At 62.3% G+C, this 23,310-nt stretch carries 22 protein-coding genes; 8 read left to right on the top strand and 14 right to left on the bottom strand.

The genetic code is table 11. From position 1 onward, the window contains the following. Positions 1–121 precede the first annotated feature (121 nt). Positions 122–916, top strand: coding sequence for a phosphatase PAP2 family protein (locus NCCP436_RS12920; RefSeq protein ID WP_220804406.1), 795 nt, complete (start codon positions 122–124; stop codon positions 914–916). Positions 917–1,056: 140 nt separating this feature from the next. On the opposite strand, the gene NCCP436_RS12915 is transcribed toward NCCP436_RS12920, so the two are convergent. Then, complete coding sequence (locus NCCP436_RS12915; protein WP_220804405.1) at positions 1,057–1,485, bottom strand: RNA-binding S4 domain-containing protein; 429 nt, start codon at positions 1,483–1,485, stop codon at positions 1,057–1,059. 117 nt (positions 1,486–1,602) lie between these two features. On the opposite strand from NCCP436_RS12915, the gene NCCP436_RS12910 reads away from it, so the two are divergent. Together NCCP436_RS12910 and rimK are read left to right on the top strand one after the other, a co-directional pair. After that, entirely contained in the window at positions 1,603–2,073 is a 471-nt protein-coding gene (locus NCCP436_RS12910; RefSeq protein WP_220804404.1) for an ATP-dependent zinc protease, read from the top strand. Continuing rightward, on the top strand, positions 2,070–2,975 hold the full coding sequence (gene rimK / locus NCCP436_RS12905; RefSeq protein ID WP_220804403.1) for a 30S ribosomal protein S6--L-glutamate ligase: 906 nt from the start codon (positions 2,070–2,072) through the stop codon (positions 2,973–2,975). The genes NCCP436_RS12910 and rimK overlap by 4 nt, the downstream gene beginning before the upstream one ends. A 6-nt stretch (positions 2,976–2,981) precedes the next feature. Here the strand turns inward: rimK and NCCP436_RS12900 are convergent, their stop codons facing one another. Both NCCP436_RS12900 and ompR read right to left on the bottom strand, forming a co-directional pair. Further along, positions 2,982–4,298: an ATP-binding protein gene (locus NCCP436_RS12900; protein WP_220804493.1), complete on the bottom strand. Its 1,317-nt coding sequence runs from the start codon at positions 4,296–4,298 to the stop codon at positions 2,982–2,984. A 93-nt stretch (positions 4,299–4,391) separates the two neighbouring features. Further along, the gene (gene ompR, locus NCCP436_RS12895; protein WP_220804402.1) at positions 4,392–5,129 is read right to left on the bottom strand and encodes a two-component system response regulator OmpR; all 738 of its coding nucleotides are present in this window, start codon (positions 5,127–5,129) and stop codon (positions 4,392–4,394) included. Between the two features lie 286 nt (positions 5,130–5,415). Here ompR and NCCP436_RS12890 point away from each other — a divergent pair, with 286 nt between their 5' ends. The 4 genes from NCCP436_RS12890 (at position 5,416) to rmf (ending at position 10,107) form a co-directional block, all read left to right on the top strand. Further along, positions 5,416–7,722, top strand: a complete 2,307-nt coding sequence (locus NCCP436_RS12890) for a Tex family protein (protein ID WP_220804401.1) — start codon at positions 5,416–5,418, stop codon at positions 7,720–7,722. Next, a complete protein-coding gene (locus NCCP436_RS12885) occupies positions 7,719–8,105 on the top strand; it encodes a PaaI family thioesterase (RefSeq protein WP_220804400.1) in 387 nt (128 codons plus the stop codon). Before NCCP436_RS12890 ends, NCCP436_RS12885 begins: the two co-directional genes overlap by 4 nt. Positions 8,106–8,207: 102 nt before the next feature. Next, complete coding sequence (gshA, locus tag NCCP436_RS12880) at positions 8,208–9,791, top strand: glutamate--cysteine ligase (protein ID WP_220804399.1); 1,584 nt, start codon at positions 8,208–8,210, stop codon at positions 9,789–9,791. 124 nt (positions 9,792–9,915) lie between these two features. Further along, on the top strand, positions 9,916–10,107 hold the full coding sequence (gene rmf, locus NCCP436_RS12875) for a ribosome modulation factor (RefSeq protein WP_220804398.1): 192 nt from the start codon (positions 9,916–9,918) through the stop codon (positions 10,105–10,107). 36 nt (positions 10,108–10,143) lie between these two features. On the opposite strand, the gene argA is transcribed toward rmf, so the two are convergent. From argA to NCCP436_RS12855, 4 genes are all read right to left on the bottom strand, one after another. Next, on the bottom strand, positions 10,144–11,442 hold the full coding sequence (gene argA / locus NCCP436_RS12870) for an amino-acid N-acetyltransferase (RefSeq protein WP_220804397.1): 1,299 nt from the start codon (positions 11,440–11,442) through the stop codon (positions 10,144–10,146). A 66-nt stretch (positions 11,443–11,508) separates the two neighbouring features. Continuing rightward, positions 11,509–12,675 carry an acetylornithine deacetylase gene (argE, locus tag NCCP436_RS12865; protein WP_220804396.1) on the bottom strand — a complete coding sequence of 389 codons (1,167 nt, stop codon included), beginning with the start codon at positions 12,673–12,675 and terminating at the stop codon, positions 11,509–11,511. Positions 12,676–12,780: 105 nt separating this feature from the next. Next, entirely contained in the window at positions 12,781–14,046 is a 1,266-nt protein-coding gene (locus NCCP436_RS12860) for an inorganic phosphate transporter (RefSeq protein ID WP_220804395.1), read from the bottom strand. Between the two features lie 38 nt (positions 14,047–14,084). Continuing rightward, the gene (locus NCCP436_RS12855; protein ID WP_220804394.1) at positions 14,085–14,762 is read right to left on the bottom strand and encodes a TIGR00153 family protein; all 678 of its coding nucleotides are present in this window, start codon (positions 14,760–14,762) and stop codon (positions 14,085–14,087) included. Positions 14,763–14,935: 173 nt separating this feature from the next. Between NCCP436_RS12855 and NCCP436_RS12850 the strand changes: the two genes are divergently transcribed. Beyond that, positions 14,936–16,300 carry an inorganic triphosphatase gene (locus tag NCCP436_RS12850; protein ID WP_220804393.1) on the top strand — a complete coding sequence of 455 codons (1,365 nt, stop codon included), beginning with the start codon at positions 14,936–14,938 and terminating at the stop codon, positions 16,298–16,300. A 69-nt stretch (positions 16,301–16,369) separates the two neighbouring features. Here NCCP436_RS12850 and NCCP436_RS12845 read toward each other — a convergent pair whose 3' ends face one another. From NCCP436_RS12845 to NCCP436_RS12815, 7 genes are all read right to left on the bottom strand, one after another. Then, positions 16,370–17,248, bottom strand: a complete 879-nt coding sequence (locus NCCP436_RS12845; protein ID WP_220804392.1) for an ABC transporter permease subunit — start codon at positions 17,246–17,248, stop codon at positions 16,370–16,372. Further along, positions 17,245–18,126, bottom strand: coding sequence for an ABC transporter permease subunit (locus NCCP436_RS12840; protein ID WP_220804492.1), 882 nt, complete (start codon positions 18,124–18,126; stop codon positions 17,245–17,247). Before NCCP436_RS12840 ends, NCCP436_RS12845 begins: the two co-directional genes overlap by 4 nt. Positions 18,127–18,149: 23 nt before the next feature. Continuing rightward, positions 18,150–19,304 (bottom strand): polyamine ABC transporter ATP-binding protein, encoded by a 1,155-nt coding sequence (potA, locus tag NCCP436_RS12835; protein WP_220804391.1) that lies wholly within the window; start codon positions 19,302–19,304, stop codon positions 18,150–18,152. 52 nt (positions 19,305–19,356) lie between these two features. Then, positions 19,357–20,448: a polyamine ABC transporter substrate-binding protein gene (locus tag NCCP436_RS12830; protein ID WP_220804390.1), complete on the bottom strand. Its 1,092-nt coding sequence runs from the start codon at positions 20,446–20,448 to the stop codon at positions 19,357–19,359. A 68-nt stretch (positions 20,449–20,516) separates the two neighbouring features. Then, positions 20,517–21,611 (bottom strand): polyamine ABC transporter substrate-binding protein, encoded by a 1,095-nt coding sequence (locus NCCP436_RS12825; protein ID WP_220804389.1) that lies wholly within the window; start codon positions 21,609–21,611, stop codon positions 20,517–20,519. Between the two features lie 69 nt (positions 21,612–21,680). Continuing rightward, positions 21,681–22,778 carry an extracellular solute-binding protein gene (locus NCCP436_RS12820; protein ID WP_220804388.1) on the bottom strand — a complete coding sequence of 366 codons (1,098 nt, stop codon included), beginning with the start codon at positions 22,776–22,778 and terminating at the stop codon, positions 21,681–21,683. Positions 22,779–22,892: 114 nt separating this feature from the next. Beyond that, positions 22,893–23,310 (bottom strand): aminotransferase class III-fold pyridoxal phosphate-dependent enzyme (locus tag NCCP436_RS12815; protein WP_220804387.1); only part of this gene is annotated, 418 nt, incomplete at its 5' end.

Here is a 23,310-nt window from a genome sequence, read left to right as displayed (position 1 = left end):
AGGAATACACCGACACATCTGAACCCGGGCTGAACGGCCGAAGTACGTCGCTTGTAATGCTTCTGACGCCGCACAATCATCGCGCGCCCCTGCACGGCCCACATTCGCAAAGGGATTTACCATGTCGAGCTCATTTCTCAACAACCGCTGGCGCCTCGGCCCCATGCTTGTCTGCCACCTTATTGCCTTTCTGCTGCTTGGCAGCTGGCTCTGGCAGCCCAGCCGGGAATTGTGGGATGCCTTCGATCTGTGGCTGTTTCGCCTGCTCAATGATCCGGTACACGCCGCTGGCCTGTGGGCCCGGACGTGGGCCATCGGCAGCATGCGCCCGGTGGATGCCGCGGTGGGGCTGGTGATGCTGGCCGTGATGCTGCGCAGCGGCCTGATACTCCAGGGCTGGCAGGTACGCCGCGCACTGTTCGCCTTTCTGACGGCACTGGTAACCCTGCTGCTGCTGCGCGTGGGCTTCGCCGATCTGGTCGAGGCCATGGACTGGCAGCGTCCGAGCGCCTCGCTGGTGGTCGAAGGCAGCGCCCGTCTGAGCCAACTGTTTCCAGACTGGGAAGCGCGCTGGGACATGAAGGACAGGGCCAGTCGCAGCTTTCCTGGCGACCATGCCTCGGTACTGCTGATCTGGGCCGCATTCATGAGTTTCTTCGCCCGTCGCTGGACGCTGCTGCTGGTCTGGGCCATTGCCTTGATCGGCATCATGCCGCGCCTGGTGGCCGGCGCGCACTGGGGATCCGATGCCTTCGTCGGCGGCGTATTCCTCTGCCTGCTGGCACTGGCCTGGAGCTGCTACACACCACTGGGCCAGCGTGCCAGCGACTGGCTGGAAAAGCTCACCCTGCCGCTCACATCACGCCTGGCCGGACTACCACTGCTGGGACGTCTGAGCGTTATCAGCGGTCGCTGAGGCTGGCGGGCAGAAACAGCCCCAGACTCTGCGCCGAGTGAAGCTCAAACAAGGGAAAACAGGCGAAGAAGAGCAGTTTGCCCGCGGCAAATAAGCATTCCGAGCCTGTTCAACCCCACACCACCTTGAGCAGGTACTTGTCAGTACTCATCTGCCCAGGGATGACTCAGTCCCCCCTCCTGCTGCTCATTGAACTGATGGATCTGCCGTCGTTGCTTCTTGCTCGGCCGGCCGTCGGTTTGTATGCCCAGCGCCCCAGCCTTGCGCAAGGCCGCGGCCTGTTCACGGCGGACAATGCTTTCCTCGGTCTCACGGTAAAGCTGCTGCGCTTCAGGCGCTCCCCGGCGAACGTCGGAAAGCCCCAGCACCACCACGGTGCGCTCGTCAAAGCCAGTGCGCAGTACGTACTCGTCACCAATCTTCGGTTCCTTACCCGGCTTGCAGCGCTCGCCGCGATGGTGCACCTTGCCACCCTCGATGGCGGCCTTGGCCAGTGCACGGGTCTTGTAGAAACGCGCCGCCCACAGCCACTTATCCAGGCGAATCCTGCCTTCGTCCTTCTCGCTCATCTCACACTCTGTCGGTTTCATCCTCCGCCGGCCCCTACCGACGGATGCAGTTGTCACAAGGTGCAACTAGAATGCGCCGAATCATAGGCCCTGCCAGCGCCCGGGAACACCACCGTTTTGAACACCTTCGACCAGCTCTGCGTGATCGGCCTGCGTGAGTGGATCAATCTGCCGGCGCTCGGCATCGTCGGTCTGCGCGCCAAGGTCGATACCGGCGCCCGTACCTCAAGCCTGCATGCCAGCGACATTCAGACGTTTCGCCGTGACGGTGAGGACTGGGTGCGCTTCACCGCCTACCTGGGCACCCGCGTACAGCGGGGCCATCGTTGCGAGGCCCCGCTGGTCTCGCTCAAGCGCGTTAAAAGCTCCAATGGCCAGGTGCAGAACCGCTACGTGATCCGCACCGAGCTGGCACTGGGCGAACGGCTATGGCCGGTTGAATTTACTCTGGCCTGTCGCCGCACCATGCGCTACCGCGTGCTGCTGGGCTCGCAGGCACTGATCGCCGGCCGACTGCTGGTCGACCCGGCACTACGCTACGTCCAGGACAAGCCCACTCTGCCTCCCTCACTTTCAGGTGCCCCATGAAAATCGCCGTGCTGTCGCGCAACCCGCGTCTGTATTCCACCCGTCGTCTGGTGGAGGCCGGTCAGCAACGGGGCCACGAAATGGTGGTGATCGACACCCTGCGCGCCTACATGAATATCGCCAGCCACAAGCCGCAGATCCACTATCGTGGCCAGGCTTTGGAGGGCTTTGACGCGGTAATTCCGCGCATCGGCGCCTCGGTGACCTTCTATGGCTGCGCAGTGCTACGCCAGTTCGAGATGATGGGCGTGTTTCCACTTAACGAATCGGTGGCCATCAGTCGCTCGCGCGACAAGCTGCGCGCGCTGCAACTGCTTTCGCGCAAGGGTATCGGTCTGCCGGTTACCGGCTTCGCCCACAGCCCGGACGACATTCCGGACCTCATCCAGATGGTCGGAGGTGCACCGCTGGTGATCAAGGTGCTTGAAGGCACTCAGGGTATGGGCGTGGTACTGGCCGAGACGCAGAAGGCGGCCGAGTCGGTGCTCGAAGCCTTCCTCGGCCTCAAACAGGACATCATGGTGCAGGAATACATCCGCGAAGCCGGCGGTGCCGACATCCGCTGCTTCGTAGTGGGTGACAAGGTCATCGCGGCGATGAAGCGCCAGGCCAAGCCGGGCGAGTTCCGCTCCAACCTGCACCGCGGCGGAAGCGCCAGCCTGATCAAGATCACCCCGGAGGAACGCATGACTGCGGTGCGCGCAGCGCGGGTGATGGGCCTGAACGTGGCCGGGGTGGATATCCTGCGCTCCAATCACGGTCCGCTGGTAATGGAGGTCAACTCCTCACCCGGCTTGCAGGGCATCGAGACCACCACCGGCAAGGACGTGGCCGGAATCATCGTCGATCATTTGGAAAAACACGCCACGCACGGTCAGACACGCACCAAGGGCCGCGGCTAAAGCGCACTACACCGCGTCACGCGGCAACAACAGTCCCAGCGGCAGACGAACCCGCGCTTCAATGCCACCGCCGCTGCGGTTGCGCAGCTCGACACTGCCGCCGTGCAGCGCGGCGATGCGCTTGACGATGGCCAGACCGAGGCCGGTACCGCGTCCGCCCCGCGCTCGGTCGCCGCGAATAAAGGGGTTGAAGATGCTGTCCAGCTCACTCGGATCGATGCCGGCGCCACGATCGAGCACACTAAGCACCACATAGGGCGCACTGTGGTCGCCGGCCAGGCTGGCCACCACTTCCACCGCATCGCCGCCACCATGATTGAGGGCGTTCTCCACCAGGTTGGTCAGCAAGCGCTTGGTCGAAACCCGCCGCAGCGGGAAGGGTGGAATAGGCTCCAGACAAAGGCGCACGCGCTCACCGCCCTGGTTGTACGGTGCCAGTGTCTCGCGCACCAGCTCGCAAAAGTCGGCCTCCTCCACCGGCTCATCGCGGCCGTCACGGATAAAGGCGAGAAACTGGTCAAGGATGGCGTCCATGTCCTCGATATCGCGCACCATGTCCTCGGTCAGTTCCGAATCGTTGTCCATGAATTCCAGCGCCAAGCGCAGGCGAGTCAGCGGCGTACGCAGGTCGTGCGACACCCCGGCCAGCATCAGCTCGCGCTCACGGGCGGCCTGTTCGACATCCTCGGCCATCTGGTTGAAGGCACGGTAGACCTCGGTCATCTCACTCGGCGTATCGCTCACCGGCAGCCGCACACTGCGTCCCTGGCCCAGTTGGCGGGCGGCGTAAACCAGGCGCTTGAGCGGCGCGTTGAGCTGACGCACGAAGATCCAGGCCGCGGCGGTGGAGAGCAGGCCGATGCCGAGGAACCAGCCGAGCACACTCCAGATCCGCTGGCCACGCAACGGGTGCGGGTACATCGGCACCCGTACCCAGTCCTCTCCGAGACTTGGCGCATGTACCCAGAGCGCCGGCGGCGAGGCGGCCCGCACCCGTATTTCGGTATCCGGGCCCAGCTCGGTCTGCATCTGCCGCTCGAAGATCTCGCTGTACGGCCAATGCTGTTCACTCGGCGGTACCTTGTCGCGCGCAATGCGCTTGAGGCCGGCGGCCTCGGCGATATGATCGCGATCCTCGGGGCTGGCCGCCCAATAGGCGCGCAGGGTCAGCGCAGCGCCATGGCTGTACTGACGATCGAGCAGCACGTCCTCATTCATCATCAGATAGACCAGGGTCAGTGCCTTGGAGAACAGCACCACGATCAGCACCAGCCATAGGGTGCGGGCGAAGAAGCTCTGCGGGAACCAGTAAGGGGTTTTCATCGGCTCGGTTTGCCACCAGGAAAATTTCTGCACGAAGGATCACCCGGCAGAGAAAGAGCGCCTGCCACATGAGCAGAGCAGACGCCAGGCGTGCTACGACTTGCTGCCGTCCGGAACAAACACATAGCCCACACCCCAGACGGTCTGGATATAGCGCGGCTTGGACGGATCCGGCTCGATCAGCCGGCGCAGGCGGCTGATCTGCACATCGATGGAGCGCTCCAGCGCATCCCACTCGCGACCGCGTGCCAGGTTCATCAGCTTGTCGCGCGTCAGCGGCTCGCGGGCATGCTTGACCAATGCCTTGAGCACGGCGAACTCGCCGGTGGTGAGCATGTGCACCTGGTCGCCCTTCTTCAATTCGCGGGTGGCCAGCGACAGCACATAGTCGCCGAAGCTGACGCTCTCGTCCTCACTGCCCGGCGCCCCCGGCACCACCGGTGCCTGACGACGCAGCACGGCACGGATTCGCGCCAGCAGCTCGCGTGGATTGAACGGCTTGGCCAGGTAATCATCAGCCCCCTGCTCCAACCCCTGGATACGGCTGGCTTCGTCACCCTTGGCGGTAAGCATGATGATCGGCACCTGGTTTCCCGCCTCGCGCAGGCGCCGACAAGCGGACAGACCGTCTTCGCCGGGCAGCATCAGATCCAGCACCACCAGATTGAACAGCTCTCGCGCCAGCAGGCGATCCATCTGTTCGACGTTCTCCACCGCGCGCACGCGGTATCCCTGCTCGTCGAAGAAACGCTCGAGCAGGCGACGCAGACGGGCATCATCGTCGACGATGAGGATCTTCTCGCCTTCGGCGGTAGTGCTGGACTGGGTCATGGCTTCTCCTTGGACGGACCGTCGCACGACGGCAGGTGGCCGCATTATCGCTCAGGCTCCGGAAGCGGCACTTGGGCCATTGTTAGCAGATTTTTCCCCGAACGGTTTCCAGCAGCGACGGATGCGATGTTTATAATGCGCCGCTTTCGCGTCCGGCCGGCATTCATGCGGCCACTTTGTCGTACAGGGCACTGCCGCACCCGGGCCAGACTGTCCGTGCCAGCGCAGCTGGTAGGATATGCCGGCACAGGATCTCGCAGTGCCTCTCAGTGTGGGTAGCTTTATCATGGACAGCATCAACAACCGCATCGCCAACGAACTGGGCGTGCGCCCGCAGCAGGTCGCCGCCGCCGTGGCTCTGCTCGACGAAGGCTCCACCGTGCCCTTCATTGCCCGTTACCGCAAGGAAGTCACCGGCAGCCTCGACGATACCCAGCTGCGCCATCTGGAAGAACGCCTGCGCTATCTGCGCGAGCTGGACGAGCGCCGTGCGGCGATCCTCGCCAGCATCGAGGAACAGGGCAAGCTGACGCCCGAACTGAAACGCGAGATCGACCTGGCCGACACCAAGACACGCCTCGAAGACCTGTATTTGCCCTACAAGCAAAAGCGCCGCACCAAGGGCCAGATAGCCCTGGAAGCCGGCCTCGGCGAACTGGCCGACGCACTCTTCAACGACCCGAGCCTTACGCCGGAACAGCAAGCCGAGCGCTTCATCGATGCCGAGAAGGGCTTCGCCGACATCAAGACCGTGCTCGAAGGCGCCAAGTACATCCTGATGGAGCGCTTCGCCGAGGACGCCACCCTGCTCGACAAGCTGCGCACCTTCCTCAAGGACAACGCCATCCTCAGCGCCCGAGTGGTACCGGGCAAGGAGAGCGAAGGGGCCAAGTTCAGCGACTATTTCGAGCACGACGAACCGCTCAAGAGCATGCCGTCACACCGGGCGCTGGCGATCTTCCGTGGGCGCAACGAGGGCATCCTCAGTACCAGCCTGAAGGTCGGCGAAGAGCTGCCGGGCACTCTGCACCCCTGCGAGCTGATGATCGGCGAGCGCTTCGGCCTGGAGAACCGTGGCCGCGCCGCCGACAAGTGGCTGGCCGAAGTGGTGCGCTGGACCTGGAAGGTCAAACTGTACAACCACCTGGAAACAGACCTGCTCGGCGAACTGCGCGAACGCGCCGAAGACGAGGCCATCAGCGTCTTTGCCCGCAACCTGCATGACCTGCTGCTGGCCGCCCCGGCCGGCCCACGCGCCACCCTGGCCCTCGACCCGGGACTGCGCACCGGCTGCAAGGTGGCCGTGGTCGACGCCACCGGCAAGCTGCTGGAAACCGCCACCGTCTACCCGCACGCGCCGCGCAACGACTGGGACGGCACCCTGGCGATCCTTGCCAAACTCTGCGCCAAGCATGGCGTCGACCTGATTGCCATCGGCAACGGCACCGCCAGCCGCGAGACCGACAAGCTGGCCGGCGAACTGATCCGCAAGGTTCCGGGCCTGAAACTGACCAAGATCATGGTCAGCGAGGCCGGCGCCTCAGTCTACTCGGCCTCGGAACTGGCCGCGCGCGAATTCCCGGATCTCGACGTGTCGCTGCGCGGCGCCGTAAGCATCGCCCGCCGCCTGCAGGATCCGCTGGCCGAACTGGTGAAGATCGACCCGAAATCCATCGGTGTCGGCCAGTACCAGCACGATGTCTCGCAGCTGAAACTGGCCCGTTCGCTGGACGCGGTGGTAGAAGACTGCGTGAACGCCGTTGGCGTGGATGTGAACACTGCCTCGGCCGCCCTGCTGGCACGCATCTCCGGCCTGAACAGCGCCCTGGCGCAAAATATCGTCCAGTACCGCGACAGCAACGGCGCGTTCAAATCCCGCGCCGAGCTGAAAAAAGTGCCGCGTCTGGGTGAAAAGACCTTCGAGCAGGCCGCCGGCTTCCTTCGCGTAATGAACGGCGACAACCCGCTCGACGCCTCGGCAGTGCACCCGGAGGCCTACCCGGTGGTGCAGCGCATTGCCGCCGACACCGGCCGCGATATCCGCTCGCTGATTGGCGACTCCAGCTTCCTGAAGAAGCTCGACCCGGCCAGGTTCACCGATGAACAGTTCGGCCTGATCACCGTCGGAGATATCCTCAAGGAGCTGGACAAGCCGGGGCGTGACCCGCGCCCGGAGTTCAAGACCGCCGAATTCCAGGAAGGCGTGGAAACCCTCGCCGACCTCAAGCCGGGCATGGTGCTGGAAGGCGTTGTCACCAACGTCACCAACTTTGGTGCCTTCGTCGATATCGGCGTTCATCAGGACGGCCTGGTGCATATCAGCGCGCTATCGGAAAAATTCATCAAGGATCCGCATGAAGCGGTCAAGGCCGGCGACGTGGTCAAGGTCAAGGTGATGGAGGTGGACATTCCGCGCAACCGCATCGGCCTGTCCATGCGCATGGGCGACACGCCCGGCGAGAAGGTCGAAGGCAACCGCGGCAGCCGTGGCAACGCGCCGCGCAGCGAACGCCACTCACGCCAGGACAAACCCGCACCAGCCACTGGCGGCATGGCCGCCCTGTTTGCCAACGCCAGGCAGTTGAAGAAATGAGCACAACTGACAACGTAGGCGCCAGCAGCGCCTTTTCCCGCCTGCTCGGCCTGGAAATCCTCCAGGTTGGCGGCGGCGAGGCGCGCGTGCGCCTGACCCTTACCGACGAATTGCGCAACCTGCACGGCAAGCTGCATGGCGGCGCCCTCTTCTCGCTGATCGACACTGCCATGGGCCAAGCCAGCCACAGTCTGGGCGATGGCAGCCCGAGCAGTGTGACGCTGGAGTGCAAGATCAACTACATTCGCCCGGTCAGCGACGGCAGCGTGCTGTGTCACGCTCGAGTGCTGCATGCCGGGAGACGCACCCAGGTGGTGGAGGCCGAAGTGCTGCAGGGTGACAAGCTGGTTGCCAAGGCACAAGGCACCTTCGCCTGCGTGTAACCAGCAGGGCCACAGCTTGTCTAAGCTGGCGACATCGACGCCCCTTGCAGAGTGTGACGATGATCCCCATATTGGCGTGATTGCCCAGTTAGGAATAGCAACTTGAGCGACCTTCTCTCACGCCGCCTGGCGCAGCTCGGCGAGCCGGCCCACCTGTCCCTGTTGAGCGAGTGTCTGCACGGCATCGAGCGCGAATGCCTGCGCGTCGATCACAACGGCCAACTGGCGCTGACGCCGCACCCGCAAGCACTGGGCTCGGCGCTGACCCATGCGCAGATCACCACCGACTATTCCGAGTCACTGCTGGAGTTCATCACTGGCACGGCCAACGATCCGGCCAGCACCCTCGACGAACTGGAACGCATTCACCGCTTCACCTACGCCAAACTCGACGGCGAACTGCTGTGGAGCCCGTCGATGCCCTGCGCCCTGCCGGACGAGGAGACCATCCCCATCGCCCGCTATGGCAGCTCCAACATAGGCCGCCTCAAGTACGTGTACCGCAAGGGACTGGCGCTGCGCTACGGCAAGACCATGCAGTGCATTGCCGGAATCCACTATAACTTCTCCCTGCCCGAAGGGTTGTGGCAACTGCAGCAACGTGCCGAAGGCGATACGCAAAGCGCACGCGACTATCAGTCGGCACGCTACATAGCCCTGATCCGCAATTTCCGCCGCTATAGCTGGCTGCTGATGTATCTGTTCGGTGCCTCGCCGGCGCTGGACAAAGGCTTTATGCGCGAACGCCCGCATCAGTTGCAGGAGCTGGACGCCAATACCCTGTACCTGCCCTGGGCCACCAGCCTGCGCATGAGCGACCTTGGCTATCAGAGCAGCGCCCAGTCCGGCCTGACTCCCTGTTACAACAACCTGGCCAGCTACACCGACAGTCTGCGCCAGGCAGTAGCCACGCCCTACCCGCCTTACGTAGCGGCCGGCATCAAACGCGGCGACGAATGGCTACAACTGAACACCAATATCCTGCAGATCGAGAACGAGTACTACTCGAGCATCCGGCCCAAGCGCGTCACCTATAGCGGCGAACGACCGATCCAGGCTCTGATGAGCCGCGGCGTGCAATACGTGGAAGTGCGCTGCCTGGACATCAATCCGTTCCTGCCCCTAGGCATCGACCTGACCCAGGCCCGCTTCATCGACGCCTTCCTGCTGTACTGTGCGCTGGAGGACAGCCCACTGCTGGAGAATGGCGAATGCGCCAGTTGCACCGACAACTTCCTCAGCGTGGTTCGCGAAGGTCGCCGCCCTGGCCTGCACCTGCAGCGTCGCGACGGCCAGTCGGTTGAACTGAAGGCCTGGGCCGGCGAGCTGCTCGAACGTATCCGCCCGATCGCCGAACTGCTTGATCGCAGCTGCGCTGGGCAGGCCCATATCGAGGCCCTGACACTGCAGCAGGCCAAGGTTGACGATCCGGATCTGACCCCTTCGGCGCAGATACTCAAGCAACTGCGCCAGGGCCAGAGCTTTACCCAGTTCGCTCTGCAACAAAGCCGACGGCATGCCGAATACTTCCGCGCCCACCCTCTGAACGCCGAGCATCAGGCAGCCTTCGAGCAGGCGACACACCAATCACTGGCCGAACAGGCCGAGCTGGAGGCCCAGCCGACCAGCGACTTCGATGCCTTCGTCGCGGCCTATCAAGCCAGCATCCTCGCTGTGGCGGTGTGAATCGATAGAGCATCGACTGTTTCACAAAGCCTCTCAGCGGTGCAAAAGCCGGGATGGGCGGCCATGAATTTTGCCGTTCGCCCAGCTAGCATTGCCAGCCAACGATGACGCACGAGCACCATCCATGGCCGCCGATGCCACGCCGCAGTGGAGCCTGGAGAGGCTGAACAAGGCCTACCAGCAAGGCTACATGGCCGGTCTCACGGGCCAGCCCATGAGCCGCCAGCCCTATGCCGACGACATCCCCGCCGCCGCCTGGGAGGCCGGCTGGGATGACGGTCGCGAACAAATGCGCCTGCAGCAGCACAGCGCCTGATCTCGGGCGCTGTGCTGGCTCCCTTTCTGTAACGCGCTAGAGCGCTTTCTCGAAGACCTTGGAATTGCGCTGGTAGTTGTACAGCGAGGCGCGTGCGGCCGGCATGCGCTCGACGCTACTGGGCTGGAATCCACGCTCGCGGAACCAGTGAGCGGTGCGCGTGGTGAGCACGAACAGGGTCTTGATGCCCTGCGCCCGGGCCCGCGCCTCGATCCGTGCCAGCAGTTCGTCACCACGCCCGCCGTGACGGTAGTCCGGGTTCACCGCCAGACAGGCCAGCTCGCCGCAGTCGGAGTCAGCGATGGGGTACAGCGCTGCGCAGGCGATAATCAGCCCCTCGCGCTCGACAATGCTGAACTGCTCGATCTCCCGCTCCAGCACCTCCCGCGAGCGCCGCACCAGAATGCCCTGCTCCTCCAGCGGTCGGATCAGTTCGATCAGCCCGCCGACATCCTCGATGGTCGCCTCGCGCAGCGACTCGAACTGCTCCTGCGCCACCAGTGTGCCGTTGCCGGTCCGGGTGAACAGCTCACTGAGCAGCGCTCCGTCGGCGGCATAACTGACGATGTGGCTGCGCTTGACGCCACCACGGCAGGCCTGGGCGGCAGCATCGAGCAGCTCGCCCTGGTAATTGCTGCCCAGTCGTGCCAAGTGCGCCGGCACCTGCTGCGGGCGCAGTTCGCGCACCAGGTTGCCGTGCTCGTCGAGCAGGCCGTCCTCGGCGCCGAACAGCAGCAGCTTGTCCGCGCCCAGATCGATGGCGGTACGGGTCGCCACGTCCTCGCAGGCCAAGTTGAAGATTTCCCCGGTCGGCGAATAGCCAAGTGGGGACAACAGGACAATGCTGCGCTCGTCGAGCAGGCGGTTGATGCCCTTTCGGTCGATGCGCCGCACCTCGCCAGTGTGGTGATAATCGACGCCGTCGACCACGCCGATCGGCCGCGCGGTGACGAAGTTGCCACTGGCCAGGCGCAGGCGCGAGCCCTGCATCGGCGAGGCAGCCATGTCCATCGACAGGCGCGCCTCGATGGCGATGCGCAGTTGGCCGACCGCATCGATCACGCACTCCAGGGTCGGTGCATCGGTGATCCGCAGGTCGCGGTGAAAGTGCGGGGTCAGGCCGCGCGCAGCCAGACGCGCCTCGATCTGCGGGCGCGAGCCATGCACCAGCACCAGACGCACGCCAAGGCTGTGCAGCAGCACCAGATCATGGACGATGTTGGCGAAGTTCGGGTGGGCGACACCCTCGCCCGGCAGCATGACCACAAAGGTGCAGTCGCGGTGGGCGTTGATATAGGGCGAAGCGTGGCGTAGCCAGGTAACGTAGTCTTGCATGGGGAATCCGTAAGCGTCGAGACGTGGGGTTTGACGATCCGTCGGGGTCGGTTCGGGTCTTTTGTCTCATCGTCGCTGCACGTCTTCACTCCGGGTCAGGCAGTAGTGTTGGATCAGTTGGCGCAACAGGGCCACAGTCGGCTCGATACGATCGAGCTGCAGGTATTCGTCAGGCTGGTGCGCACAATCAATGTCGCCAGGACCGAGCACCAGGGTTTCACAGCCCAGTTGCTGAAGATAGGGCGCTTCGGTACCGAAAGCCACAGCCTGTGCCGTATGCCCGGTCAGGTGTTCGGCCAGGCGCACCAACTCCCGGTCGGCGGCCTCCTCGAAGGGCGGCACGGCAGGGAACAGCGGGCCGTAGTCGATGCGCACCTCGTGCTTGAGCGCCAGCGGTTGCAGTTTGCCACGAATGGCCGCACGCAACAGCTCCGGATCCATGCCGGGTAGCGGCCGCAGATCGAACTCCAGCGCGCACTGGCCGCAAATGCGGTTGGGATTGTCGCCACCATGAATACAGCCCAGATTCAGTGTCGGTTGCGGCACGCCGAACTGCGGGTTGCTAAATTCGCGCTGCCACTGCGCGCGCAGACCGAGCAGTTCGCCCATCACATCCTGCATGGCCTCCAGTGCGCTGCGTCCCAGCGTCGGATCCGAGGAGTGCCCGCTCTGACCAAGGATGTCGATGCGCTCCATCATCACCCCCTTGTGCAGGCGAATCGGCCTGAGCCCGGTTGGCTCGCCGATCACCGCAGCGCGGCCAAGCGGCCGTCCGGCCTCGGCCAGAGCGCGGGCACCGGCCATGGAGCTTTCCTCGTCGCAGGTGGCGAGTATCAGCAGCGGCTGACGGAAAGGCTGATCGAGCAACGGCAACAGCGCTTCGATAATCAAAGGGAAGAATCCCTTCATATCGCACACACCGAGACCGACCCAGCGATCACCCTGCTCGCTGAGGCGTAGCGGATCGCTGTGCCAGAGAGATTCGTCGCAGGGTACGGTATCACTGTGCCCGGCCAGCACCAGGCCGCCAGGCCCTGAACCATAACTGGCCAGCAGATTGAACTTGCCGGGACTGACCTGCTGAATCTCGCAGGCAAAGCCGAGATCGCTCAGCCAGCCGGCCAGCAGGTCGATCACTGCACGGTTGGACATGTCCAGCGCGGGCTGGGTGCAACTGATCGACGGTGCAGCTATCAGCGCCGAGAATTGCTCACGCAGGGAGGGAAGTGACATGACTCGGCTCTCTCACAAAGGAGCCTCATCATAACAACAGAACCGCTAACACAGACCAGCCTGCCTTCGCACAGGCGGCCCGGCAAAGCCGGGCCGCCTGTGCGATCAGAGGAAAATCAGCATCATCAATTCAAAATAGAGGATTGCCAGTGCCGCACCAACTGGCAGGGTCACCACCCAGGAGGTGAAGATCTTACCCACCACAGACAGGTTCAGCGCACCGATACCACGGGCCAGGCCGATGCCCAGTACAGCACCAACCAGAGTGTGTGTGGTGGAAATCGGCAGGCCGATGCCGGAAGCTGCCACCACGGTACTGGCGGTGGCCAGTTCAGCAGCAAAGCCACGGCTCGGCGTAAGCTCGGTAATACCCTTGCCAATGGTGGCAATCACTTTCCAGCCGTAAGTGGCCAGGCCGACCACGATACCCACGGCGCCGAGCAACAACACCCAGCCGGGCACTGCGGACTTGCCGCCAACCACCATGTCGCCGCCGGCTTCGATCACCCCGACCACCGCTGCCAGCGGGCCGACTGCGTTGGATACGTCGCTGGCGCCGTGGGCGAAGGCCATGGCGCAGGCGGTAAAAATCATCAGCACGGCGAAGACACGCTCGACACTGGCGAACTGGAAGTTCTTGTTGGCTTCCGGATCAACCTGGATGCGGGTCAGCAGGGCGATGCCCAGGGCCGCGACGATGAAGCCGACCACACATGCCAACATCACCGACTGCGAGGTGCTGAAGTGCCAGCCGACATGCTTGAGGCCCTTGGTGAAGGTCATCAGCGCCAGCATGAAGCCGGTCAGGAACATGTACACCGGCACCCAGCGCTTGGCATTGCCGAAGGGATCATCGGTATCCATGATCAGCCACTGCACACTCTTGAACAGACCAAAGGCGAGCAGGCCGGAAAGGAAGGGCGTAACCACCCAACTGGAGACAATGGGCACCAGGCCAGGCCAGTTGACCGCCTCGACCGACACCCCTACCGAGGCAAAGCCGATAATGGCGCCAACGATCGAGTGAGTGGTCGAGACCGGCCAGCCACGCAGCGAAGCGATCAGCAGCCAGGTACCGGCTGAAAGCAACGCCGACATCATGCCCAGCACAAACATATCGGGCGGGATCACCGTGCTGTCGACGATACCATTCTTGATGGTCTCGGTTACCTGCCCTCCTGCAAGGTAAGCTCCGCAGAACTCGAATACCATGGCGACCAGGATCGCCTGCTTGATGGTCAGCGCCTTGGAGCCGACCGAAGTGCCCATGGCATTGGAAACATCGTTTGCCCCTACGCCCCAAGCCATGAAAAAACCGAAGCAGCAAGCGAGCACGAGGAGTACGAAACCGTATTCCGCGACAAGAGTCATAAGAAATTACCTGTGGGTTCCTGAATGGCAGCCGGCGACTAGCGCGCCAGCAGTTGTTCCAGTCGGTTGCCGACACGCTCGGCACGGTCGGCAACGTCGCCAACCCAGTCGATGATCCGGTAGAGGAACATCACATCAACGGCAGGTAATTCCTTTTCCAGCCCGAACAGAGCCCGGCGCACTTCGATCTGCTGCCGATCCGTGTCCCGCTCGATATCTTCCAGCTCCTCGACCATGCGTTGGATCAGCGCGGCCTCACGGCCACCAAAGCCGGTTTCCAGCAGCTCATCCAATTCGTTCATTGCTTTCAGCGCCTGGGCACTGGCGTCCACACAGCGCTTCACGTAGGCCAGCATCAGCGGCTGCAGCTGCTCAGGAAGAGTCATCTGACGCCCCAGAATCAGTCCGGCGATATCCTTGGCGCGGTTGGCCACCTTGTCCTGAACGCTGAGCAGCTCCAGCAGATCCGAACGTGGCACTGGCAGGAACAAGCTCTTGGGCAACTGCATGCGTACGCTTTTCTTGAGCTTGTCGGCTTCGTGCTCCAGGCGCACCATTTCCTGCTGCACCTGCTCGACACGAGCCCAGTCTTCAGCCATCACCGCCTCAAACAACGGAACGAGATTGGCCGCGCACTCGTGCGCCTTGGTGATATGTTGCTGCATCGGCCCAATGGGAGAGCGGCCGAACAGACTGACGAAGGGATTGGTAGGCATAGGGTTGCCCCTGGTTGAAAATAGGCGGCAAGTATACGAGTGCTACCCGGCCCCCGCCAGCACATGTCATCGATTGCCCGCAGACGTGGCCTGGCGACCTGACAGCGCAGCACCTTTGCACTACCCTTGTCCTCCCCGCGTCGCCCTACCGCCGCTTCGAGCCTGTCACTGCAATGAATAAAGAAACCGAAATCAAACTGCGCGCCAGTCGCACCACCCTGGCCGCACTACGCGAACACCCGCTGCTGAAGAAGCGCAACAAAAGTGGCTGGCAAAGGGTGGAGCTGTTCAACCAGTACTACGACACGCCGCAGCGCGATCTGGCTTCGTCCAAGGTAGCCCTGCGCATCCGCCGCGACGGCGAGCAGTTCATCCAGACGCTCAAGAGCCGCGGCCAGAGCGTGGCCGGACTGTCCGAACGCAATGAATGGGACTGGTATCTGGACGCACCAGTGCTGAATCTGCACAAGCTCGACGACAGCTGCTGGCCAGCCAGCCTGGCCGGGCTGGACAAATCCACCCTGCAACCGCTGTTCTCCACCGACTTCATCCGTGAAAAAGCCGAGATTGCCTGGGGCCAAGGCAAGGCACGCGTGGTGATCGAGGCAGCGCTGGATCTGGGCAAGGTGGCGGCCGGTGAAGGCGAGGAAGAAATCTGCGAGTTGGAGCTGGAGCTGCGCCAGGGCGAACCGGCTGCGTTGCTGGAGCTGGCCTGCGAGCTGGCCGCCGAGCTGCCGCTGATGCCCTGCGACATCAGTAAGGCTGAGCGCGGCTACCGTCTGTTCGACGCCGGCAGCTACAGCCTGAGCCTGGCCCTGCCGGCACTAACCGCCGAGCTACCACTGGATGAAGCCTTTGCCGCCTGCGCCTGGCACCTGCTCGGCGCCAGCCAACGTCTGGCCGAACAGTACCGTTTCAACGGCCACTGGAGCCTGTTGCAGGACTGGCTCCAGCAACTGGTGGAGCTACGCGCCCTGCTTGCCAGCCTCGGCCAGGCTGCACCGCGTGCCATCACCCGCGAGCTACGCGAGCAGCTCGACGCGCTGCTCGCCGACTGGCGCCCACGCCTGGCTGCCGGTCAGGACAACGAAAACCTGCGCCACAACGCCCCGGCGCTGTTTGCTGCAGAGCTGGACGGCTGCCGCTGGGGACTGCTGTCACTGAAGCTGTCACTGTGGTTGCTGCAACGCAACTGGACGCAGGGCCGCAACAGCCGCGGCGAACGTCAGGGCGCTGCGCCTCTTGGCAGCTGGCTGGGCACCTTGCTCGGCGAAGAAGGTGCGGCCCTGCAGCTGCGCCGTTATCAGCAGCGTCCCGAAGAACTGGCCGAGCAACTGCCGCGACTGGAACGTCTTCTGGTGTGGCTGCGACTGGCACGCAGCGTGCTCGAAGTGGTAGAGGTGGATCGCCTGTTCGGCGAGCTGAACAAGCTGTACGTGCTGATCCTGCAGCCGCTGGATGAGGCGCAGCGTCAGTTGCGTGCTAGCCAGGTACAGATAGTGCAAAGCCTCAAACCCTGGAAGGCACTGGTGAAATAAGGCCAGCACCAAATAGCCGTAAACAGAAACGGGCCCCGAGGGCCCGTTTCTGCTCTTGCATGATCGCAGTCAGTTGCTGCGACGACTGTCGATCACCTGCTGCCAGGACGGATTGGCAGTTTCGTCCATGGCCTGCTGCAGGGCCTTCTTGCGCTTCTCCTCGGCGCGGTGGGCGAAGAACCAGGCCAGGAAGGTGGCAAACGACACCACCAACAGGATCAGGCTGGCTACTGCGTTGATCTCCGGCTTAACCCCCAGACGCACGGCAGAAAAAATCTCCATCGGCAGGGTGGTGGAGCCAGGACCGGAGACGAAGCTGGCCAGAACCAGGTCGTCCAGCGACAGAGCGAAGGACATCATTGCCCCTGCTGCCAGCGACGGCGCGATCATCGGCACGGTAATCAGGAAGAATACCTTCCACGGCCGCGCGCCCAGATCCATGGCCGCCTCTTCGATGGACAGGTCCAGTTCACGCAGGCGCGACGACACCACCACAGCCACGTAGGCCGAGCAGAATGTGGTGTGGGCGATCCAGATGGTGGCCATGCCGCGCTGTGCCGGCCAGCCGATCAACTGGGCCATCAGCACGAACAGCAGCAACAGCGACAGACCTGTGATCACCTCGGGCATCACCAGAGGTGCGGTGACCATGCCACCGAACAGCGTTCGCCCCTTGAAACGAGTGACACGAGTCAGCACGAAGGCCGCCAGCGTGCCCAGTGCCACCGCCGCAATGGCGGTGTACAGGGCGATCTCCAGCGAGCGCATCACCGAGCCCATCAACTGGGTGTTGTCCAGCAGGCCGACGTACCACTTCACGGACCAGCCGCCCCAGACCGTTACCAGGCGGGAGGCGTTGAACGAATAGATCACCAGAATGACCATCGGCAGGTAGATAAACAGCAGACCCGCCCAGAGCATCAGGTTGGAAAAACGAAAACGCGTCATGGGCGACCCTCCAGTTCCTTCGCCTGGTTACGGTTGAACAGGATGATGGGCACGATCAGGATCGCCAGCATCACCACCGCCAACGCCGAGGCTACCGGCCAGTCGCGGTTGTTGAAGAACTCCTGCCACAGCACCTTGCCGATCATCAGGGTCTCCGGACCACCAAGCAGTTCAGGGATGACGAACTCACCCACCACCGGGATGAACACCAGCATGCAGCCGGCAATGATGCCGTTCTTCGACAGCGGCACGGTGATCTTCCAGAAGCTGTTGAAGTGGCTCGACCCCAGGTCGGAGGCAGCCTCCAGCAGGCTCGGGTCGTGCTTCACCAGGTTCGCGTAGAGCGGCAGGATCATGAACGGCAAATACGAGTAGACGATGCCGATATACACCGCGGTATTGGTGTTGAGGATCTGCAGCGGTGCATCAATCAGGCCGATGCCTTGCAGCAGCGAGTTGAGCAGCCCGTTGTTGCCAAGAATGCCCATCCAGGCATAGACGCGGATCAGGATCGCGGTCCAGGTCGGCATCATGATCAACAGCAGCAGCACGGTCTGCCGTTCCTTCGGCGCACGGGCAATGGCATAGGCCATCGGATAACCGATCAGCAGACACAGCAGCGTGCTGAAGGTGGCGATCTTCAGCGAACCCAGGTAAGCCGACAGATACAGGGCGTCCTCGGACAGGAAGATGTAGTTGCCGAAGTTCAGCAACAGCGTCAGCTTGTTGTCCGCCCATTGGTATATTTCCGTATACGGCGGGATGGCGACATCGGCCTCGGCGAAGCTGATCTTCAGGACGATGACGAACGGCAACAGGAAGAACAGGAACAGCCACAGGAACGGGATGCCGATGACGACATGCCGCCCGCTGGGCACATAACGCGAAAGCTTGGCCAGTTTCATGATTGCAGTACCACGCCGCTGTCATCTTCCCAGTACACCACCACCGGATCATCCCAGGTCGGGCGCTTGCCGCGACGCTCGGCATTGGCAATGAAGCACTGAACCACCTGGCCGGAGTCGAGCTTGACGTGGTAGACCGAATGGCCGCCCAGGTAAGCAATATCGTGTACGTGCCCACGACTCCAGTTGTACTCCGGATGCTCGTGATCGGCCGGCAGTTCGGTGGCCATCAGCAGCTTTTCCGGACGCAGGGCGTAGGTGACCTTCTTCTCCTCGGCGCGGGTGCTGATGCCGTGACCGATGTAGATCGGCTTGTCCAGGCCCGGGCAGGTGATGACCGCATGATCCGTGTCGTCGGTAGTGATCTCGCCTTCGAACAGGTTGACGTTACCAATGAACTCGCAGACCAGACGGTTGGCCGGAGTCTCGTAAACGTCCACCGGGCTGCCGGTCTGGGCGATCCAGCCCAGGTGCATGATGGCGATACGCTGGGCCATGGTCATGGCTTCTTCCTGGTCGTGGGTCACCATGACGCAGGTCACGCCGACCCGCTCGATGATCTCCACCAGCTCCAGTTGCATCTGCGAGCGCAGTTTCTTGTCCAGTGCGCCCATCGGCTCGTCAAGCAGCAGCAACTTGGGACGTTTGGCCAGCGAACGGGCCAGTGCCACGCGCTGGCGCTGGCCGCCGGAGAGCTGGTGCGGCTTACGCTTGGCGTACTGGGTCATGTGCACCAGCTTGAGCATCTCGGCCACGCGCTCGTCGATCTCGGCCTTGGGCAGGCCATCCTGCTTCAGCCCGAAGGCGATGTTGTCGGCCACACTCATGTGCGGGAACAGCGCGTAGGACTGAAACATCATGTTGATCGGGCGCTTGTACGGCGGCATGTCGGTAATGTCGACGCCATCGAGAATGATGCGACCTTCGGTGGGCCTCTCAAACCCGGCGAGCATGCGCAACAGGGTTGACTTGCCGGAACCCGAACCACCCAGCAGAGCAAAGATCTCGCCTTTGTTGATGGTCAGAGAAACATCGTCGACAGCTACCGTCTCGTCGAACTTCTTGGTCACCCGGTCGATCTTGACCAACACCTCTTTCGGTGTCTGATCCCCTTCGAGGGCTTTTTTGTAGGCGCTGGAGGCAACAGCCATTTAGGAAAACTCCCGGAAGATTGTGCCCGACCGCATGGCCGGGCGTGAACGATTACTGACCCGATTTGACCTTGGTCCAGGTACGAGTCATCAGACGCTGCACGTTGACCGGCAGTTCGGCGGATATGTACAGCTTGTCCAGCACCGCTTGTGGCGGGTACACGGACGGGTCGTTGCGCACTTCCTCGTCCATGAACTCGTCCGCCTTGGTATTGGGGTTGGCATAACCGACGTAGTCGCTCACCTCGGCGATCACCTCGGGGTCGAGGAGGAAGTTGATGAAGGCATGCGCCTGCTCGACGTTCTTCGCGTCGGCTGGGATGGCCATCATGTCAAACCAGAGGTTGGCCCCCTCCTTGGGAATGCTGTAGGCGATCTCGATACCCTTGCCGGCCTCTTCGGCGCGGTCTGCGGCCTGCAGGATGTCGCCGGAAAAGCCGGCGGCTACGCAGATATTGCCGTTGGCCAGATCGCCGATGTACTTGGAGCTATGGAAGTAGGTGACGTACGGGCGCACCTCCAGCAGCTTGGCTTCGGCTTTGGCGTAGTCGTCGGGGTTGGTGCTGTTGGGGTCCAGGCCGAGGTAGTTGAGCATCGACGGGATCATCTCGTCTCCAGAATCGAGGAAGGACACACCGCACTGGCTGAGCTTCTTGATGTTCTCCACCTCGAAGATTGCTGCCCAGGAGTCGATTTCGTCGACACCCAGCACCTCCTTGACCTTCTCGACGTTGTAACCGATGCCGTTGGTACCCCACAGGTAGGGCACGGAATACTGGTTGCCCGGGTCATTGGTTTCCAGCTGTTTGAGCAGCGCCGGGTCGAGATTTTCCCAGTTGCTCAGCTTGGAACGATCCAGCGGCTGGAAGGCGCCGGCACGGATCTGCTTGCCGAGAAAGTGATTGGATGGCACAACCACGTCATAACCGCTGCGGCCGGCCAGCAACTTGCCCTCAAGAGTCTCGTTGGAGTCGAAGACGTCGTAGACCGGCTTGATGCCGGTGCTGGCTTCGAACTTGGCCAGAGTCTCCTCGCCGATGTAATCGCTCCAGTTGTAGATATGCACCGAGGGCTGAGCCAGGGCCGCGCCGCAGGCGGCAGAAGCCGCCAGGGCGATCAGGGTCTTGGGCAGGTTAATTCGCACAGTGTCATCCTCGTATTGGTGTGCCGCCCGCAAAAGGCGCGGCACTTTATCGGAAAATTGATCGCCGATCAGCGGCCACTCTTGATTCGCGTCCAGTCGCGGGTCAGCCAGCGCTGTACCTCTCGCGGTCGCTCTTCGGCCACGTACAGCTTGGCCATAACTTCGGCGCTCGGATACACGCCCGGGTTCTCCCGCACGGACTCGTCCACCAGCTCGGTAGCCTTGATGTTCGGGTTGGCATAGGCCACGTAGTTGCTGATCTTGGCGATCACTTCAGGGCGCAGCAGGTAGTTGATGAAGGCATGTGCCTCGTCAACGTTCTTGGCATCCTTGGGAATGGCCAGCAAATCCGCCCACATGGCGGTGCCTTCCTTGGGAATGACGTAGATGATCTCGTCGGTGCGCCCGGCTTCCTCAGCACGGTCAGCGGCCTGCAGGACGTCGCCGGAATAGCCGAAGGCGGCGCAGATGTTGCCGTTGGCCAGATCCGAGATGAACTTGGAGCTGTGGAAATAGGTGATGTAGGGACGCACCTTCATCACTTGTTCAAAGGCCTTCTCGTAGTCCTCACGCTTGGTGGTGTGCGGCGAACGACCGAGGTAATTGACCGCCTGCGGCAGCACCTCGTCGCCAGAGTCGAGTAGCGCAATACCGCACTTGCCGAGTTTTTCGGCGTATTGAGGATCGAACAGCAGGCCCCAGGAATCCAGCGACACGTCGTCGCCAAGCACTTCACGGGCCTTGGTGGCATTCAGACCGATGCCGTTGGTGCCCCAGAGGTATGGCACCGAATATTCATTGCCGGGGTCACCCGCAGCCAGGTTTTCCATAATGGTCGGGTCGAGGTTGACCAGATTGGGCAGCTTGGATTTGTCCAGCTTCTGGTAGGTGCCGGCACGCACCTGCTTGGCCAGGTAGTGGTTGGTCGGCACTACCACGTCGTAGCCGCTCTGGCCGGTAGCCAGCTTGCCGTCGAGGGTATCGTTGGAATCGAAAACGTCATACACCACCTTGATGCCGGTTTCCTTCTCGAACTCGGCAATGGTCTCCGGGGCGATGTAGTCGGACCAGTTGTAGACATTGACCACGCGGTCGGCAGCCTGAGCTGCGGAAATACCAATGGCGGCACTAATCAGGCCAGCCAGCAAGGTAGTACGACGCATAACGTTTCCTCTATCTCACGATTTGGGTACCTGGCGGGACAAACCCGCCAGGTGGCGTTGCTACGTTGTTTAGCGACCGGACTTGATCTTGGTCCAGCTGCGGGTCATGTTGCGCTGCACTGCCGGAGCCAGATCCGGGAAGGTGTAGATTTTCTTCAACACTTCTGGAGTCGGGTAAACACCCGGGTCGTTGCGCAGGGCTTCGTCAGCCAGCGGAACGGCAGCGGCGTTTCCGGTGGGGAACTGGGTGAAGTTGCCGATCTCGGCAATGACTTCCGGACGCATCAGGTAGTCAAGGAAGATATGCGCGGCTTCGACGTTCTTGGCGTCGGCCGGGATAGCAAGCATGTCGAAGAAGCTGCCGGCTCCCTCGTTCGGGATGTTGTAGCTGACATTCACGCCGTTACCGGCTTCCTCGGCACGGCTCTTGCTCTGATAAACGTCACCGGAGTAGCCCACTGCCACACAGATGTTGCCGTTGGCCAGATCCGAGATGTACTTGGAACTGTGGAAGTAGGAGATCGACGGACGGACGCTGAGCATCAGCTCCTCGGCCTTCTTCAGCTCTTCGGTACTGCTGCTGTCCGGAGCAAAGCCGAGGTAATGCAGGGCGGCCGGCAGGATTTCGGTCGGCGAGTCAAGGAAGGACACGCCACAGGATTTCAGCTTCTCGATGTTTTCCGGCTTGAACACCAGATCCCAGGAATGAACCGGCGCATCATCACCGAGCACCTCCTTGACCTTGTCTACGTTGTAACCCAGACCGATGGTGCCCCACATGTAGGGAATCGAGTACTGGTTGCCCGGATCGCTCGGCTCCAGCGCCTTGAGCAGATCGGTGTCGAGGTTTTTCCAGTTCGGCAGCTTGGACTTGTCCAGCTTCTGGAATACACCGGCCTTGATCTGCTTGGCCAGGAAGGGGTTGGACGGAACCACTACGTCGTAACCGGAGCTGCCGGCCAGCAACTTGGCTTCCAGCACTTCGTTGCTGTCAAAGACGTCGTAGACGACCTTGATGCCAGTTTCCTTTTCAAAGTTGGCCAGGGTGTCCGGGGCGATGTAGTCGGACCAGTTGTAGACATGCAGCACCTTGTCGTCAGCCTGGGTAGCACCAGCCATGACCGCGCTCAGGGACAACGCAAGAAGGGTCTTGCCGAATGTTTTCATGCGTACAGCTCCAGTTTGTTGTGTCAATATTCCAGAAATTGCGCAGCCGTTAGGCCGGCTTTCGCAGTCTGGCAAGGTCATGGCACCGCTGACAACAATCCGTGGAAGCGGATTTCATGCAGACAGCTGACGCCAGGTCAGATCCAGGCACTTGCGTGCCTTTTCCACCAACTCGTCAATCTCCGCCTCGCTGATTACCAGCGGTGGTGCAATGATCATGGTGTCGCCCACTGCACGCATCACCAGCCCGTTGTCGAAACAGTGACCACGGCAGATCATGCCCACACCAACCTCACCCGGATAACGCTGGCGTTTGGCCTTGTCCTGCACCAGCTCGATGGCACCCAGCATGCCGAGACCGCGCACTTCACCCACCAGCGGATGATCCGCCAGCTCGCGCAGACGCTTTTGCAAATACGGTGCCGTTTTTTCCCGCACGCGTTCGACGATGCCTTCTTCGCGGAGAATCCGCAGGTTCTCCAGACCCACCGCCGCCGCCACCGGGTGGCCGGAATAGGTGAAGCCATGGTTG

The organism is Pseudomonas sp. NCCP-436, assembly GCF_019656335.1.
In the GTDB taxonomy this organism is placed as follows: Bacteria; Pseudomonadota; Gammaproteobacteria; order Pseudomonadales; family Pseudomonadaceae; genus Aquipseudomonas.
Note: the sequence above shows the minus strand (reverse complement) of the source record. Positions and strands in the feature narration are given on the sequence as shown.

What these genes read in the sequence shown, in the direction of transcription:
- NCCP436_RS12920 (WP_220804406.1), top strand. Translation starts at nt 122, where the DNA reads ATGTCGAGCTCATTTCTCAACAACCGCTGGCGCCTCGGCCCCATGCTT.
- NCCP436_RS12915 (WP_220804405.1), bottom strand. Translation starts at nt 1,485, where the DNA reads ATGAGCGAGAAGGACGAAGGCAGGATTCGCCTGGATAAGTGGCTGTGG.
- rimK (WP_220804403.1), top strand. Translation starts at nt 2,070, where the DNA reads ATGAAAATCGCCGTGCTGTCGCGCAACCCGCGTCTGTATTCCACCCGT.
- NCCP436_RS12900 (WP_220804493.1), bottom strand. Translation starts at nt 4,298, where the DNA reads ATGAAAACCCCTTACTGGTTCCCGCAGAGCTTCTTCGCCCGCACCCTA.
- ompR (WP_220804402.1), bottom strand. Translation starts at nt 5,129, where the DNA reads ATGACCCAGTCCAGCACTACCGCCGAAGGCGAGAAGATCCTCATCGTC.
- NCCP436_RS12890 (WP_220804401.1), top strand. Translation starts at nt 5,416, where the DNA reads ATGGACAGCATCAACAACCGCATCGCCAACGAACTGGGCGTGCGCCCG.
- NCCP436_RS12885 (WP_220804400.1), top strand. Translation starts at nt 7,719, where the DNA reads ATGAGCACAACTGACAACGTAGGCGCCAGCAGCGCCTTTTCCCGCCTG.
- rmf (WP_220804398.1), top strand. Translation starts at nt 9,916, where the DNA reads ATGGCCGCCGATGCCACGCCGCAGTGGAGCCTGGAGAGGCTGAACAAG.
- argA (WP_220804397.1), bottom strand. Translation starts at nt 11,442, where the DNA reads ATGCAAGACTACGTTACCTGGCTACGCCACGCTTCGCCCTATATCAAC.
- argE (WP_220804396.1), bottom strand. Translation starts at nt 12,675, where the DNA reads ATGTCACTTCCCTCCCTGCGTGAGCAATTCTCGGCGCTGATAGCTGCA.
- NCCP436_RS12860 (WP_220804395.1), bottom strand. Translation starts at nt 14,046, where the DNA reads ATGACTCTTGTCGCGGAATACGGTTTCGTACTCCTCGTGCTCGCTTGC.
- NCCP436_RS12855 (WP_220804394.1), bottom strand. Translation starts at nt 14,762, where the DNA reads ATGCCTACCAATCCCTTCGTCAGTCTGTTCGGCCGCTCTCCCATTGGG.
- NCCP436_RS12850 (WP_220804393.1), top strand. Translation starts at nt 14,936, where the DNA reads ATGAATAAAGAAACCGAAATCAAACTGCGCGCCAGTCGCACCACCCTG.
- NCCP436_RS12845 (WP_220804392.1), bottom strand. Translation starts at nt 17,248, where the DNA reads ATGACGCGTTTTCGTTTTTCCAACCTGATGCTCTGGGCGGGTCTGCTG.
- potA (WP_220804391.1), bottom strand. Translation starts at nt 19,304, where the DNA reads ATGGCTGTTGCCTCCAGCGCCTACAAAAAAGCCCTCGAAGGGGATCAG.
- NCCP436_RS12825 (WP_220804389.1), bottom strand. Translation starts at nt 21,611, where the DNA reads ATGCGTCGTACTACCTTGCTGGCTGGCCTGATTAGTGCCGCCATTGGT.
- NCCP436_RS12820 (WP_220804388.1), bottom strand. Translation starts at nt 22,778, where the DNA reads ATGAAAACATTCGGCAAGACCCTTCTTGCGTTGTCCCTGAGCGCGGTC.